The organism is Acinetobacter sp. FDAARGOS_559 (genome assembly GCF_003940475.1).
GTDB lineage: Bacteria > Pseudomonadota > Gammaproteobacteria > Pseudomonadales > Moraxellaceae > Acinetobacter > Acinetobacter baumannii.
The window spans coordinates 997,072-1,011,816 of sequence record NZ_RKJG01000005.1; the positions used below are offsets into that span (position 1 = coordinate 997,072).

At 39.1% G+C, this 14,745-nt stretch carries 15 protein-coding genes; 6 read left to right on the forward strand and 9 right to left on the reverse strand.

Annotated features, from left to right (window positions below; all coding sequences use genetic code 11):
• Nucleotides 1–26 precede the first annotated feature (26 nt).
• The 4 genes from EGS71_RS06290 to EGS71_RS06305 form a co-directional block, all read right to left on the reverse strand.
• A complete protein-coding gene (locus EGS71_RS06290) occupies nucleotides 27–1,385 on the reverse strand; it encodes a sensor histidine kinase (RefSeq protein ID WP_001257353.1) in 1,359 nt (452 codons plus the stop codon).
• Nucleotides 1,382–2,044 (reverse strand): response regulator transcription factor, encoded by a 663-nt coding sequence (locus tag EGS71_RS06295; protein ID WP_001221454.1) that lies wholly within the window; start codon nucleotides 2,042–2,044, stop codon nucleotides 1,382–1,384. Before EGS71_RS06295 ends, EGS71_RS06290 begins: the two co-directional genes overlap by 4 nt.
• Nucleotides 2,045–2,151: 107 nt before the next feature.
• Nucleotides 2,152–2,511, reverse strand: coding sequence for a NirD/YgiW/YdeI family stress tolerance protein (locus EGS71_RS06300; protein ID WP_000783084.1), 360 nt, complete (start codon nucleotides 2,509–2,511; stop codon nucleotides 2,152–2,154).
• 81 nt (nucleotides 2,512–2,592) lie between these two features.
• A complete protein-coding gene (locus EGS71_RS06305) occupies nucleotides 2,593–4,350 on the reverse strand; it encodes a GspE/PulE family protein (RefSeq protein ID WP_001020909.1) in 1,758 nt (585 codons plus the stop codon).
• Between the two features lie 287 nt (nucleotides 4,351–4,637).
• Between EGS71_RS06305 and EGS71_RS06310 the strand changes: the two genes are divergently transcribed.
• Complete coding sequence (locus tag EGS71_RS06310; protein ID WP_001052952.1) at nucleotides 4,638–5,906, forward strand: MgtC/SapB family protein; 1,269 nt, start codon at nucleotides 4,638–4,640, stop codon at nucleotides 5,904–5,906.
• Between the two features lie 9 nt (nucleotides 5,907–5,915).
• Here EGS71_RS06310 and tsaA read toward each other — a convergent pair whose 3' ends face one another.
• Nucleotides 5,916–6,644 (reverse strand): tRNA (N6-threonylcarbamoyladenosine(37)-N6)-methyltransferase TrmO, encoded by a 729-nt coding sequence (gene tsaA / locus EGS71_RS06315; RefSeq protein WP_004736720.1) that lies wholly within the window; start codon nucleotides 6,642–6,644, stop codon nucleotides 5,916–5,918.
• Nucleotides 6,645–6,748: 104 nt separating this feature from the next.
• Between tsaA and EGS71_RS06320 the strand changes: the two genes are divergently transcribed.
• Nucleotides 6,749–7,528: a ferredoxin--NADP reductase gene (locus tag EGS71_RS06320; protein ID WP_000718711.1), complete on the forward strand. Its 780-nt coding sequence runs from the start codon at nucleotides 6,749–6,751 to the stop codon at nucleotides 7,526–7,528.
• A gap of 54 nt (nucleotides 7,529–7,582) precedes the next feature.
• Here the strand turns inward: EGS71_RS06320 and EGS71_RS06325 are convergent, their stop codons facing one another.
• On the reverse strand, nucleotides 7,583–8,452 hold the full coding sequence (locus tag EGS71_RS06325) for a PhzF family phenazine biosynthesis protein (RefSeq protein WP_000117591.1): 870 nt from the start codon (nucleotides 8,450–8,452) through the stop codon (nucleotides 7,583–7,585).
• Between the two features lie 229 nt (nucleotides 8,453–8,681).
• On the opposite strand from EGS71_RS06325, the gene EGS71_RS06330 reads away from it, so the two are divergent.
• From EGS71_RS06330 to abeS, 4 genes are all read left to right on the forward strand, one after another.
• On the forward strand, nucleotides 8,682–10,148 hold the full coding sequence (locus tag EGS71_RS06330) for a PLP-dependent aminotransferase family protein (RefSeq protein ID WP_085944094.1): 1,467 nt from the start codon (nucleotides 8,682–8,684) through the stop codon (nucleotides 10,146–10,148).
• A 56-nt stretch (nucleotides 10,149–10,204) separates the two neighbouring features.
• Nucleotides 10,205–11,575 (forward strand): tRNA 5-hydroxyuridine modification protein YegQ, encoded by a 1,371-nt coding sequence (gene yegQ / locus EGS71_RS06335; RefSeq protein ID WP_000845872.1) that lies wholly within the window; start codon nucleotides 10,205–10,207, stop codon nucleotides 11,573–11,575.
• A gap of 2 nt (nucleotides 11,576–11,577) precedes the next feature.
• Nucleotides 11,578–11,841: a YfhL family 4Fe-4S dicluster ferredoxin gene (locus tag EGS71_RS06340; protein WP_001196301.1), complete on the forward strand. Its 264-nt coding sequence runs from the start codon at nucleotides 11,578–11,580 to the stop codon at nucleotides 11,839–11,841.
• A gap of 236 nt (nucleotides 11,842–12,077) precedes the next feature.
• A complete protein-coding gene (gene abeS, locus EGS71_RS06345) occupies nucleotides 12,078–12,407 on the forward strand; it encodes a multidrug efflux SMR transporter AbeS (RefSeq protein WP_000121131.1) in 330 nt (109 codons plus the stop codon).
• Between the two features lie 71 nt (nucleotides 12,408–12,478).
• Here the strand turns inward: abeS and EGS71_RS06350 are convergent, their stop codons facing one another.
• The 3 genes from EGS71_RS06350 to EGS71_RS06360 are packed head-to-tail and all read right to left on the reverse strand — an operon-like array spanning nucleotide 12,479 to nucleotide 14,664.
• Entirely contained in the window at nucleotides 12,479–13,255 is a 777-nt protein-coding gene (locus tag EGS71_RS06350) for an ABC transporter ATP-binding protein (protein WP_000438618.1), read from the reverse strand.
• A 9-nt stretch (nucleotides 13,256–13,264) separates the two neighbouring features.
• A complete protein-coding gene (locus tag EGS71_RS06355) occupies nucleotides 13,265–13,978 on the reverse strand; it encodes an ABC transporter permease (protein ID WP_000569987.1) in 714 nt (237 codons plus the stop codon).
• Nucleotides 13,975–14,664, reverse strand: coding sequence for an ABC transporter permease (locus tag EGS71_RS06360; protein ID WP_000010368.1), 690 nt, complete (start codon nucleotides 14,662–14,664; stop codon nucleotides 13,975–13,977). Before EGS71_RS06360 ends, EGS71_RS06355 begins: the two co-directional genes overlap by 4 nt.
• Nucleotides 14,665–14,745 lie beyond the last annotated feature (81 nt).

Consider the following 14,745-nt stretch of genomic DNA (forward strand, 5'->3'; position numbering starts at 1 on the left):
AAAAATGGATAGCATGGGCAACCATGCTATTTTTGTATTTCACGGTTAAAAGGCAGTATTACTTCAACTTTTAAGCCACCTTGGCTTGCATGCATAAAATGTAATTCCCCACCATGGAGTTGAATAATTTTTTTAGTAATTGATAACCCTAACCCTGAGCCTTGTTGCTTTGTCCCTAATACACGAAAAAAACGCTGTCCTAAACGCCTTAAGACTTCATCATCCACACCATTCCCAGTATCTTCTATAGAAATCTTCAGCTTTTGCTGGTACTGGCTTAGCTCAACATGAATAGCACCCAAAGCCGGACTATAACGAATAGCGTTATCAAATAGATTTCTAAAAGCAATAAACATGAGCTCTTCATTTGCAAATGTTTTGGTTTCATTTGACAGAATGTTTGTCTCAATTACCATGTGTTTGGCTTGTGCATCAATATTTACTGTATCTATCACTCTAGCTAATACATGATTTAAATCAACGACACTCTTAGAGAGTTCTAATTGCTCTGTTTCATTAGGTTCCAAGCGAGCGAGTAACAATAAATTTTCCAGTATTTTTGTACTTCTTGAAACGTCTTCTTGAATACGCTCAAAATCATGATCAAGCTCTGGAATATGCTGATATTTCCGTTGCAACACCTGAAGACGCATTTGTATGGCTGATAAAGGTGAACGTAGTTCATGTGAAGCATCTGCAGTAAAACGCTGTTCAGCAACCAGTGCCCTTTGTAGCCTTGCAAGTAGCTGATTTAAAGCATCAATCACAGGCTGAATTTCTGTAATAACATCTGGTTCTTGAATTGGCTCTAAGTTTGAGGCAGTTTTTTGAGCAATACGTTTAGAGAGTAAATTCAGCGCAGCCAATTGTTGTTCGGTACGCCAACTTACAATAACCCACTGTAGTAACCAGAACAGCACCATAAGGCCACTATATCCAGCAAGTGCTTTTAATACTTCTTCAATACGTGTACTAATGGGCTGAAAAACTTCAACTTGTAGCTCTGAATCTTCTTGTTGTGCAGCCAGACTACGCCATAATTGGCCATCAAACCAAAAATATGAAAAACCTTCTGATAAATTACCTTTTTCAAAAAGTTCATGCTGATAGGTATGAGAATGGGTAAGCACCTGACCTGTATCTAATAACTCATATTGAATATCAAATTCATCACTCAGCTCGTCAAACTGCTTCATCGAGTGTTTAGAAAGGTCAGAAACCAGTAAGGTATCTGAAATTTCATCCATGATTTCATCTTGTACTGACATGTTGTGATAAATCGAAAATATGGTGAGTAAACTTAATGCCAGTAGCCCCACCACAATACTGCTCCACATGGTGGTTTTAACCAGTTGTGACTGCAAGGATGAACGATTTGATCTCATTTTAAGTCTCCCATACGGTAGCCTAGCCCCCGTATGGTTTTAATACTGCTGCTTCCGATTTTTTTTCGAAGCTGATAAATAAAAACTTCGATTGCGTTACTCTCGATTTCCTCGCCCCATGCATAGAGTGCTTCTTCTAATTGATCACGGGTAATAATATGCTCAGGATGAACCATAAGTTTACGTAATATTTGAAATTCTTTTGCTGTTAAATCGATAGTCTTACCAGCACATAATACAACTTTCGCTTGTGTATCAAGTTGCAAATCACCCCACGTTAAAATCGATTGCTGACTCAGAGTTTGTTTACGTAATTGAGCGCGGATGCGAGCCGATAATTCTTCTAGGCTAAATGGTTTAACCAAATAATCATTTGCACCTAAATCAAGCCCTTCTACTCGGTCATGAATGCTGTCACGTGCGGTAATAAAAATCACGGGAACGTTTTTTTGTTTGTGGCGGATGGTTGTTAAAACTTTTTCACCAGTCAGTTGGGGCAAGCCCCGATCAAGCAAAATACAGTCATAATCATGCTGCTCAATTGCTGTAAGGGCATAATCACCACGTTCTACCCAGTCTACTTGATAACCGTCTAATTCTAACCATGATTGAATACTTTCAGCTTGAGAGCGATCATCTTCTGCAAGCAAAATTCTCATCTGTTTTTCCTGTTATATCCTGATTGGATGTTGCCAAGTCTTTATAAAAAAAGCAAAGCCGCATGATTTAAATGCGGCTAAAAGGAATAAATGTAGAAATTAATTTATTAGAACTGGACCTGATCTACATCAATTTCTACACGTTTTAAAGGCTTATAATCTATGTCTACTTCACCAATTAAAGTCACATTTGTATTGGCTGAAACAGCACGTCCTTGCCAAAGCTCATCATCTACATCAATTGTAATGCTACCGCTCTTATCGCGGAATTGATATTTTTCATCACCTAAAGATTTTACGACCTGACCATGTAATTTTACAGGTGTATTATCTTTTGATGCTAAAGCTTGTTTCACTGTAGTAACTGTCGCTGGAGCAATAGCTGCCTGATTCACAGGTGTATTTGCTACTACCATACCCGCAGTTGCCATACCCGCAGTCATCAAAATTACTTTAAGCATTTTCATAAAATTACCCTCTGTTATTTGGTTTACCCTTGGAATAAAACAATTACATCATCGGTAGATGAGGTGAATCTTAAGAAAAATTTAATTTAATGGAACAACCCGCAGCACCTCTTCCAAGGTGGTCAAACCTTCAACAACTTTGCGAGCTCCTGCAATTCTTAAAGGCTCTACACTTTCTTTTTTAGTTTGGCTTCTTAATTCATTTAATGTCGCATGACTGCTAATAAGATGCTTAAGCTCAAGACTAACTGGCATAAACTCATAAATGCCGATTCGACCTTTATAACCCGTATGCCGGCACTCTTCACAACCTACTGCCCGATAAACTTTTTCTGGCATTTCCATAATGTAGTCAAATGTTAGGTGCTGCCATTCCTCCTCATTAATATGAGTTTGTTGTTTGCAGTTTGGGCAAAGCTTACGCACTAAGCGCTGTGCCAATACACCTAAAATAGTCGCGGCTGTTAAAAATGGTTGTACACCTAAATCATGTAAACGGGTCAAACTAGACGGCGCATCATTGGTGTGTAAAGTTGATAATACCAAGTGGCCTGTGAGTGCAGCCTGAATGGCCATATTCGCAGTATCTTGGTCACGAATTTCCCCAATCATAATAATGTCTGGGTCTTGTCGCATAAGCGCACGCACACCATCTGCAAAGCCCAGTTCAATTGCATGATTGACCTGCATTTGGTTAAAACTAGGCTCTAGCATTTCAATCGGATCTTCAATGGTACAGACATTGACCTGCTCGGTTGCAAGCTGTTTTAAAGAAGAATATAACGTTGTAGTTTTACCAGAACCTGTTGGCCCCGTAACCAAAATAATGCCATGACTATTTTGCGTAATACGCTGCCATTGCTGTAATAAAGACTGGTCAAAACCCAATTGCTGAAAGGAACGTACTAACACATCTGGATCAAAAATACGCATAACCAGTTTTTCACCAAACGCTGTTGGTAAGGTAGATAGACGTAGTTCGGTTTCTTGGCCTTTCGGCGTACGTGTTTTTAATCGACCATCTTGCGGTTTACGCTTTTCTGCTACATTTAGCCGCCCTAAAATTTTAATCCGAGAAATCACGGCGGTCAGAGTATTTGAAGGCATGTTATAAATGGTATGTAAAACACCATCGATACGGAACCGAACTTTGCCATTGTCTTTACGCGGTTCCATGTGAATGTCACTGGCGCTCTGTTCAAATGCAAATTGCAATATCCAGTCGACCAATTTCACAATATGCTGATCATTGGCATCAGGGTTTTGGCTATCACCAAGCTGTAAAAGCGCCTCTACACCTTTGTTATCACGGTCATGAGCCGCATCTTTTTGAGCTGAGTTTACTGCTCGGCTGACTTGATAATATTCTCGTAAATAACGTTGTAATTGCTCGGGGTTGAGAAATACCCGTTCAATTTTTTTGGGTGCTAAACTCTTCTCTAAATTATTTAGCCAGTCTGTTTGAAAAGGCTGGTCTGTTCCTATCACAATTCGGTCCGCATGGACTTCTACAGCTAAAATATGATTACGGATCGCAAACTCTTGCGACATGACTTGAGTTAAAGCACTCACATCTGCCTTTAAAGGATCAATCACAAATAAAGGTAATTGTGCCCGATCTGCAAACCATTGGCACAGACGGTTTAAACTTAAATGTGCTTGTACATGATGTTGGTCTTTTAAATTAAAATGCGCAATCCACTGTAATGGATGCCATTTCAACTGATCTTTTTGCCTATTTGTGGTTTGTACAAGTAACTTATCTCGTTCAGTGATACGGCCTTCTTGTAATAGTTGTTCTAGACACCAATGTGTGTCTATTTCTACATGTATATTCATGTGTTTTCCCCAATATATTTTTATAATATATCAGAGAAGTTTTAGATTTAGCCCGTCTAAAAAACCCAAGTTTAGCTTTTAAATATCTTTGAACTTCAAATAATTAATCCAATTCTCAACTTAGTATTTTTTTGTGTCGTAGATCATATTTATAAAGATGCTTATTGTGATGGTTTGATTAAAAAAGAGACTAGGCTCAATACAAGAAAAAGCATAAACTGAAATGGAATACATGATTTTTAAATAGCTGACATCTACATATAACAATAAACCAAAGAGGAAGTATTATGAATCTTCCAATGACAATGTCATTACAAACCGTATCTTTTGAAGAGTTTATTACCACCATTGCGGCTGCATTAGGCTGCGGCTTATTGGTAGGTCTGGAACGCGAACGAAGTAAGTTAAAACACGAATATAAAACTTTCGCGGGTTTTCGTTCTTTTGCAATTAGTTCCCTACTTGGAGCAATTTGTTTTTTATTTGGTACCGCAATCGGGATTGTAGGCGCTCTACTTATAGGCGCGATCAGTATCGTATCTCTTAAAAATCAGCCAAATGACCCCGGTGTCACCACAGAACTTGCCTTTATTATGACTTACTTTATTGGGGCACTTTGTATCTGGAATATTTCGTTAGCTGCGGGACTCGCCGTCATCATGACAATTATTTTATTAGCAAAACAATCAATGCACGGCATTGCCAGTCAATGGATTACCGAATCGGAATTGCGCGACGGGATTTTTTTACTTGCTCTACTTCTAATTGCTTTACCTTTAGTTCCCAATAAACCTTTTTGGGGACCCGTTCTAAACCCTCATGTGATTTTAAAGTTACTGACGTTGATTTTATTTGTACAAGCCCTTGCACATATTGCAAAACGGCTTTTATCCTCTAAAAATGCCTTATTACTTTCTTCTTTAGCCTCGGGTTTTGTTTCAAGTACTGCCACCATCGCGAGTCTAGGCTTAGAAGTACGCTCTGGTCGCGCGAATGCAAAAACAAATGCAGGTGCAGCATTAATGTCATGCGTTTCCACATTGGTACAAACCTTAATTATTGTCGTCGGTATAAGTTTGGCATGGTTCAAACTCATTATATTTCCAACACTCATTGCATTGGCTTTTTTAGCGGTATGGGCTTTCATCTTATTACGTAAGGCAGAACCAAGTACGACTTCATCTGAACTCGATACCAGAATGTTCAGCTTAAAAGAAGCGATTATTATTGCTGGGACACTTACGCTCATTCAGGCAGGGGTTTATGGCCTAAGTCTATATTTAGGTAATGCAGGCTTAATCGCGGGGACACTACTTGCTTCTTTATTCGAAATACATGCCGCTATTGCAGCAGTGATTGTACAAGGTGAACCAAATAACTCTCAGACGTCGTTATTAATCGCGTTCATGGGTGGCTTTGCTGTTCATGCAATTGCCAAGAGCATTAACTCTGCCATTTCTGGTGGACTGCATTATGCCCTTGCTTTCATACCTGCCCAAATTTTGCATATGACAATATTTATTGGCTTGCTATGGATGAACATACATTGGTTCTAAATAGCTTTATTACACGAGCGATGTGTCTTTCACCATATCAACAACTGTAATGACATTGCCATTAACTTTAAAATGAATATCAAAATTCGAAAATTTCATTTTATAGACTCGTTCAGGGTCTTCTTGATAGGCAGGTCTAGGATCTAATGACAATACTTGTTCTAATTCATCAAGATATTGTGCATTAATTTCTTTATTTTTAAAAAGAGACTGCTGGGTAGACAATGCATTTTCAGACCATAAGACCGATTTTCGTTCTGGTTCGGCCTGCGCATAACCACTTTGAGCATCAACAATTGCATCTGAATAGTGAATATAAGGCTTAATATCTAAAATTGGCGTGCCATTTAATAAATCACTGCCAGTAACATAAACTCTTAATGATTTACCGAATTTTTCAAGCTTGTTTAAACGTACTACAGATAAGCCTATAGGCGCTGGGCGATACATACTACGTGTTGCAAACACACCTATTTTTTCATTGCCCCCTAGACGTGGTGGGCGAACTTGAGGCCGAAACTTAGTTGCAGTCTCCTGATTTTTATTGTCATGAAACTGCCAGATGAGCCAAAGATGACTAAATTGTTCGATTCCCTCAAAAGCTAATAAGTCATTATAAGGTTCTACCATTTCGATATAAGACTCGATATTGACCAAATTAGGCTGACGTGGAATACCAAATTTTTCTCGAAAAGGTGAGCACATGTGCCCGACTATTGGGAGGGTGACAGAATTCATCATCACTTTTTCTTATAAACACAATTAAATATATTCAGTTTATCGGGAATGAAATTAGATTAGAATAGCAACCTGTTTTCTTTTAATCGTGATCGAGACCTTTAATGGCTGCTTTTAACGTTGAACGCATTACTCATGTGCACCACTGGAATGACACCCTTTTCAGTTTTAAAACTACACGCGACGCTAGCTTACGTTTTAAAAATGGTCAGTTCGTGATGATCGGACTTGAAGTGAATGGCAAACCGTTAATGCGTGCATATTCGATTGCAAGTGCGAACTACGAAGAAGAGTTAGAATTCTTCTCGATTAAAGTACAAGACGGTCCTTTAACTTCGATTTTGCAAAAAGTACAAGTTGGCGACGAAATTTTAGTTTCTAAAAAACCAACAGGTACATTGGTTCATGATGACCTTTTACCTGGTAAAAACTTGTATCTATTATCTTCTGGTACTGGTCTTGCTCCATTCTTGTCAATTATTCGTGACCCAGAAACTTACGAACGCTTTGAAAAAGTAATCGTAGTTCACGGTACGCGTTATATTTCTGAATTAGCTTATCAAGACCTAATCTTGAACGAATTACCAAACAATGAGTTCTTTGAAGAATTAGGTATTAAAGACAAACTTGTTTACTACCCTACCGTTACTCGTGAACCTTTCCATACTCAAGGCCGTGTAACAACTGCAATTGAAACTGGTGCTTTATTTGAAAAAATTGGTTTACCACGTTTCAACCGTGAAACTGACCGCGCAATGCTTTGTGGTAGCCCTGCATTCTTGAAAGATGTTGCTGCGTTACTTGACCAACACGGTTTAGTTGAATCACCTCGTATGGGTGAAATGGGCGACTATGTCATTGAACGTGCGTTCGTAGAAAAATAAGATTTTTTCTAATTAAAAAACCGAGGCAAAGGCCTCGGTTTTTTATTTCTGTTTTTACAACTTAATCGTACCGTCGATACAAGTAACAGCAGCTCCACCCACTAAAATTTTATCTTGATGTAATTCAAGTTGAAGCTGTCCTTCACGCCCTAAAGCTTGCCCCTGAGAAGAAAGCACCACATCATTTTGCGCAGGCAAAATACCATGGTAACGAATGAAAGATGCCACGCTACCATTACCGCTACCACAAACAGGATCTTCGTTAACTCCATATGCCGGAGCAAATGAACGAACTTCTATGCGCTTTTGCTCATTACTTTCTTCATAAAATCCATAAATTGTAGAGCCTGTTACTTTCATCTCTAAACTAAATTGCTTTAAAGCATTTAGATCAGGCTGACTTGCCAAAACAGCCTTAGCATTAACAGCTTGCAATACAACCCAGCGGGCTCCGACATCCACCAATGCGGCATTCCATTGAGTATTGATTTTACATTTTAAAATCTCGGCCAACTTCTCAGTTTGCAGTGCATCTAATAGTGTAATTTTAGGTTTAGGTAACTCAAAGGAAATATGATTTGAGTCATTCACGGTCAGCGTCACCAAACCAGCAGCGCACTGCTGTACCAGCTGACCTTCTTTCGCTTTAATTAGACCTGCCTCAAGCAAAGCATAGGCTGTACCAATGGTAGGATGTCCTGCAAACGGCAACTCGCTTTGTGGAGTAAAGATTCGAACCTGATAGTCAGCTTGTGAATCAGTGGCTGGCAATACAAATGTGGTTTCAGAAAGATTGGTCCAGTTCGCAATGGCTTGCATCTGCTCAGACGTTAAGGTACTGGCGTCCATAATGACCGCAACAGGGTTTCCTTTAAATGCTTGTGAAGTAAAAACATCAACTTGTTTAAATGCAACAACAGACATAGACCACTCCTACTGATTTTGTAATTTAAAATATGGCTTTAAATCCTCACCATTTTTTGATCTTACTGTTTTATTTTTAATGGTCACAGTATCAGTTAATATGAAAAATAATAGACACAGTTCTTAAAACTAAATCCTCCATTAAAAGTATTAAACTAAATTAATCACAATATTTGAGATAAATATGAGATCACTATAAAGTGTATCCATTGCTTTTGCTTTTTAATAAATTGATATGTACAAATATAAAAAAGTGAGTGATGACCTTACTCTTCAAATTCAGAATGGCAGGCAACCTGTGGGTTCTCGGTTGCCATCAATTCGAGACTGTGCCCAACATTATCAAGTTAGTATTAACACCGTAAAGGAAGCTTATCGGAAGCTTGAAGACCAAGGTTTAATTTCTGTTCGTCCACAGTCTGGCTACTATGTTTGCCATACACCTTCAAACTTGCCAGATCTTGAGGAGCGTTATATCAGTGAAGAAAAAGTATCTCTTTCGGGAATTAGCTGTTTTCTCGCACAAATTGTTAAAAAGCAGATGGACCCCGACTATGTCAATTTGGCCCTAGCTTGTCCCTCAGGTGAAAACTTCTACCCGATTGAACGCTTAAAACGTTTAACTGCTCAGGTTTTACGAACACAGCCGGATATTTTTAAAAGCTATACTTTACCGCCCGGCTCTATACGTTTACGTACTCAAATTGCTAGACGAAGCTTACAGTTAGGTATGTTTCTTTCAGCAGATGACATTGTGCTGACTCATGGCACTATGGAGGCTTTAAGTCTTGCAATTATGGCAACCACCCAAGCAGGTGACAGCATAGCGCTTGAGATTCCTACTTTTCATAACTTATATCCACTTCTTCAGAATTTAGGACGAAAAATTGTAGAAGTGCCTACTTCGCCGCATACAGGGATGTGTCTAGACGCACTTGAAGAACTATTAAAATCTCAAAGTGTACAAGCCATATTAACTATTCCAACAGGACATAATCCTCTTGGTTTTAGCATGGCTGAAAACAACCGACGTCGTTTAGCAGAGCTCGCTAATCAATTCCAAATTCCTGTTATTGAAGATGCGATGTATGCCGAATTACAACTCACCGAGCCTCTACTACCCAACATTAAGGCATTTGACCAAAATGGATGGGTTTTGGTCTGCGGCAGCTACACCAAAACTGTGGCACCCGACTATCGAATTGGTTGGCTAGAAGCTGGACGCTTCCGTAATATTGTGCAGCAGCTTAAATTTACAACCACTGTTGCCGAGCCAGCTTTACTCACAGAAACGTTAGGACTTTTTTTAGAAAATGGCGGATATGATCTACATTTACGTCAGCTCAAAAAACGCTATCAACAACAAATTGACACCATCAAATCTTATATTTGTCGTTATTTTCCAGTCGGTACTCGAGTCAGTCGTCCACAAGCGGGATTTATTTTATGGTTAGAGCTACCCGAATCAATTGATACCCTAGAACTGTTTCATCAGGCCATGGATGAAAAAATCTTATGTATGCCGGGAATTTTGTGCTCGGCTGATAAACGATTTAGTCATTGTTTACGTATTGCAGCTTGTTTTGAGTTAAATCCTAAAATGTTAAATGCTTTGATGCGTTTAGGAGAGTTAGCAAAAAATATGCTACCTGTACAAAAAGATGTAGATCAAATCCCTACTAATTCAGTAGGTTGAATCGAAAATATAGAGTTAATAAAATAAAACCATATATTTTTTATGCCTTTTATTTTATGAAAACCGAACTTCTCTCTCCCGCAGGTTCACTTAAAAACATGCGCTATGCATTTGCCTATGGTGCAGATGCCGTATATGCAGGACAACCACGTTATAGCTTACGTGTACGTAATAATGGTTTTGACCATGACAATTTAAAAATCGGAATTGATGAAGCCCACGCTTTGGGTAAAAAGTTTTATGTTGTGGTGAATATCCAGCCACATAACAGCAAATTAAAAAACTTTATTCGTGATCTTGAGCCGATTGTGGCTATGCAACCAGATGCTTTGATTATGTCTGATCCCGGCTTAATTATGATGGTACGTGAGCATTTTCCAGAAATGCAAATTCATCTATCGGTTCAAGCCAACGCTATTAACTGGGCCACTGTTAAATTTTGGAAAGACTACGGCCTAAGCCGTGTAATTTTATCTCGTGAATTATCTTTAGAAGAAATAAAAGAAATCCAGCAACATGTGCCAGATATTGAACTCGAAGTTTTTGTACATGGCGCTCTATGCATGGCCTACTCAGGCCGCTGTTTACTTTCTGGATATATGAACAAGCGTGATGCCAACCAAGGTGCTTGTACCAATGCTTGCCGTTGGGACTATAAACTGCATAAAGCCCAAGAAGATTTAAACGGCGATGTAATTCCAGTCACTCAGCTAAATACACCAGAAAAGTCTTGCTGCTCATCAGGACAATCAGAAGCAACCTCGGTTCAAACTTTACTCGTACAACGTAATGAAGAAGAAATGTTTGCTGCCGAAGAAGATGAACACGGCACCTATTTTATGAACTCCAAAGATTTACGTGCGGTACAACATGTAGATCGTTTAACAAAAATGGGCATCGCCTCACTCAAGATTGAAGGCCGTACTAAATCCTATTTTTACTGTGCCCGTACTGCTCAAATTTATCGAAAAGCCATTGATGATGCTTTAGCAGGTAAACCTTTTGACCCAAGCTTAATGACCCAACTCGAAGGGTTGGCAAATCGCGGTTATACCGAAGGCTTTTTAAGACGGCATGTACATAGCGAATATCAAAACTATACTGATGGATCATCACATTTCAACTACCAACAATTTTGTGGAGAGGTTGTAGAACGTCACGGTAATTATATTCGGATTGAAGTTAAAAACCGTTTTGTGGTGGGCGACTCACTTGAGCTGATGACGCCTCAAGGCAATATCACCTTTAACTTAACCGAAATGCGCGATTTAAAAGGCAACCCAATTACAGATGCTAAAGGTTCGGGACATTTTGTTGAGATTCCACTTTCACAAGATGTTGATATCAGTTATGCCCTACTCATACGTAATTTGCCGCATGCAAAAGAAAGTATTACTGCATCTACATTGGCTTATTCAGCGAGTTAAATATGGCACTTTTAATTACGAGTGACTGCATCAATTGTGATATGTGCTTACCAGAATGCCCCAATACGGCTATTTTTGAAGGCAACAAAGTTTATGAAATCGATCCACTTCGTTGTACAGAATGTGTAGGTTTTTATGATGCCCCAACATGTAAGGCGGTTTGTCCAATCGATTGCATTAAACAAGACCCTGCACATATTGAAAACAAAGAACAATTATTAGAGAAATTTAAAGGTCTGAATTTAATTGGCTCATTCTCTTCTTAAAACCATTTAGAGGATCAAGTTAAAATCGCTGATCCTCTTTTTATGACTATGCTGACCAGCTATTAAATAAATGAAGAAATGGTCTAGAGCATATTGCTAGTGATAAAATCAATTTATCAGTTTAGTTCCATTTACTGGTACTTTTGTACCAAAAAAATTGAACAATCGTTAAAACAGGTCAAACTATATCAACATCTCATGTAGATTGATTAAAACCCTTTCTGGCGCAGCTTCCCATGTCTTATCTTTATTTAGCAATTGCGATTGCTTGTGAAGTTATTGCAACTTCAGCATTAAAAGCATCTCAAGGTTTTACTGTTCCAATTCCGTCTATTATTACGGTTGTGGGTTATGCAGTTGCTTTTTATTTATTATCTCTTACGCTCAAAACAATTCCGATCGGGATTGCCTATGCCATTTGGTCAGGCGCAGGTATTATTTTAATTTCTGCAATTGGCTGGATATTTTACAAACAGCATTTAGACTTGGCTGCCTGCATTGGTTTAGCTTTAATGATTGCAGGCATTGTGATTATTAATGTGTTTTCTAAAAACACCCATCTATAAAATATAATAAAAAGCAACCGAGTATGCTGAGAAGCCTTTTAAAAAATTTCATCATACTCGGTATCAGCAGCTTATTTTAAACTGCCCGTCAAAAATTGCTTTAAACGTTCACTTTTCGGGTTATTGAGTACTTCATCAGGATGGCCCTGTTCCTCAATTTTTCCTTGATGCAAAAAAATCACCTGATTAGATACATGACGCGCGAAACCCATTTCATGTGTCACCACAATCATGGTACGTCCTTCTTCAGCCAAGCCCTGCATTACTTTTAGTACTTCACCTACCAACTCTGGGTCAAGCGCACTGGTTGGTTCGTCAAACAACATCACTTCCGGTTCCATAGCCAAAGCACGAGCAATCGCTACACGTTGTTGCTGACCACCAGATAAAAATGCCGGATATTTACTTTCAACGCTTTCAGGTAATCCCACTTTACGTAAATATTTGCGCGCACGTTCTTCCGCTTCAGAACGCTTTACTCCAAGTACATGGATTGGCCCTTCAATGACATTTTCCAGTACTGTCATGTGAGACCATAAATTAAAGTGCTGAAATACCATCATCAGCTGGGTACGCATTTTTTGTAGTTGCTTTGGTTCAACCACTTTTAAATTGCCTTTTTTATCAAAGACCGTGCGTAATTTTTCACCATTGAGCTTAATCGTACCATTGCTCGGTTGTTCTAAAAAGTTGATACAACGTAGCAAGGTACTTTTACCTGAACCAGATGAACCAATAATACTAATTACATCACCGGCATTTGCATCAAGTGATATTCCTTTAAGTACCTCATGATCGCCGAATGTCTTATGTAAATCGCGAATCACTAGTTTTGCAACCTGTTCCATTTATGTCTCCTAATGATTCGATGGCTTTAAAAATGCCAACCAACGTTTTTCCAACTTACGAAATATCCAAATCAAAATAAATGCCAACACTGCATATAACACTGCAGCAATTCCAAAAGCACTGAAAGTGTCATAGGTTGCCGCATTCACATCACGCGCAATTTTTAAAATGTCGGGAACTGTTGCTGTAAATGCAATGGTTGTGGCATGCAACATTAAAATGACTTCATTGCCGTAAAACGGCAAAGCACGGCGTAACATCGACGGAATGATAATACGTGTGTAGAGTTTCCATTTTGACATACCAAAAGCTTGGGCAGCTTCAATCTCACCATGTGGAATAGAACGAATTGCTCCAGCGAAGATTTCAGTAGTATATGCACCAGTATTAAGCGCGAATGCCAAAATGGTGCAATTTATGCCCTCTCGAAAGAATGCATCGAGTGTCTGATGCTCGTGGATATAATCAAAGCTGTAAATACCTGAGTAAATAATCAGTAGTTGGATATACAGTGGTGTGCCACGAAAAACATAGGTAAACAACCAAACTGGACCATGCAACCAGATATTTTCTGATACTCGCGCAAGTGACAAAGGCACAGCAAGCACAAATCCAATACCAATCGATAGCACCAATAACCAAGCAGTCATCGCGACACCGGTAATTTGTAGGCCATCGGTCCAAAGGTATGACTGCCAATATTGTTGAAGGATTTCAATCATAATTGTCCCTTCCTCACACCAGCAGAATAATGACGTTCAAGCCATATTAAAATCAGGTTCGACACTGTGGTAATTGCCAAATAAATAGCGGCAGCGACGATGCTGAAAAAGAACAGTTGCATGGTACTTCTACCCGCATCTTGCGTAATTTTTACGATATCAGTCAGGCCAATAATGGAAACCAGTGCGGTCGCCTTAATCAAAACTTGCCAGTTGTTACCAATGCCGGGCAATGCAAAACGCATCATTTGAGGGAATAATACACGGTGAAAAACCTGCCACGGCGTCATCCCATAGGCCATTGCTGCTTCAATTTGTCCCCTTGGAACCGATTGAAATGCACCACGAAAGGTCTCGGTAAAATATGCACCATAAATGAACGCTAAGGTAATCACACCAGCCACAAATGGGTTGATATCAATTTGATCCATTTGCAGTGCTTCAGTAATTTGGTTTAGACCCAACTGCAAGCTATAAAATAACAGCAGCATAATCACTAAGTCAGGCACACTACGGATGAGTGTGGTATAGGCGGTTGCAATATAACGTAAGGCTTTAATATTAGAGAGTTTTGAACTCGCACCAATTAAGCCAATAATGACAGAAAGCAAGAGTGATAACAGCGCAAGCTGTATGGTCATCCATGTTCCGCTAAGAAGGAGTGGCCCGTAGCCAGAAAAAGACATGACTCATCTTCTCCTTAAAAACAATATCTAATATTGATGAGATGAGAATAGATTTAAAAATGTCGGCACTTAGCCGACATT

Coding starts and splice junctions, on each gene's coding strand:
- EGS71_RS06290 (WP_001257353.1), bottom strand. CDS start 1,385: ATGAGATCAAATCGTTCATCCTTGCAGTCACAACTGGTTAAAACCACC.
- EGS71_RS06295 (WP_001221454.1), bottom strand. CDS start 2,044: ATGAGAATTTTGCTTGCAGAAGATGATCGCTCTCAAGCTGAAAGTATT.
- EGS71_RS06300 (WP_000783084.1), bottom strand. CDS start 2,511: ATGAAAATGCTTAAAGTAATTTTGATGACTGCGGGTATGGCAACTGCG.
- EGS71_RS06305 (WP_001020909.1), bottom strand. CDS start 4,350: ATGAATATACATGTAGAAATAGACACACATTGGTGTCTAGAACAACTA.
- EGS71_RS06310 (WP_001052952.1), top strand. CDS start 4,638: ATGAATCTTCCAATGACAATGTCATTACAAACCGTATCTTTTGAAGAG.
- tsaA (WP_004736720.1), bottom strand. CDS start 6,644: ATGAATTCTGTCACCCTCCCAATAGTCGGGCACATGTGCTCACCTTTT.
- EGS71_RS06320 (WP_000718711.1), top strand. CDS start 6,749: ATGGCTGCTTTTAACGTTGAACGCATTACTCATGTGCACCACTGGAAT.
- EGS71_RS06325 (WP_000117591.1), bottom strand. CDS start 8,452: ATGTCTGTTGTTGCATTTAAACAAGTTGATGTTTTTACTTCACAAGCA.
- yegQ (WP_000845872.1), top strand. CDS start 10,205: ATGAAAACCGAACTTCTCTCTCCCGCAGGTTCACTTAAAAACATGCGC.
- EGS71_RS06340 (WP_001196301.1), top strand. CDS start 11,578: ATGGCACTTTTAATTACGAGTGACTGCATCAATTGTGATATGTGCTTA.
- abeS (WP_000121131.1), top strand. CDS start 12,078: ATGTCTTATCTTTATTTAGCAATTGCGATTGCTTGTGAAGTTATTGCA.
- EGS71_RS06350 (WP_000438618.1), bottom strand. CDS start 13,255: ATGGAACAGGTTGCAAAACTAGTGATTCGCGATTTACATAAGACATTC.
- EGS71_RS06355 (WP_000569987.1), bottom strand. CDS start 13,978: ATGATTGAAATCCTTCAACAATATTGGCAGTCATACCTTTGGACCGAT.
- EGS71_RS06360 (WP_000010368.1), bottom strand. CDS start 14,664: ATGTCTTTTTCTGGCTACGGGCCACTCCTTCTTAGCGGAACATGGATG.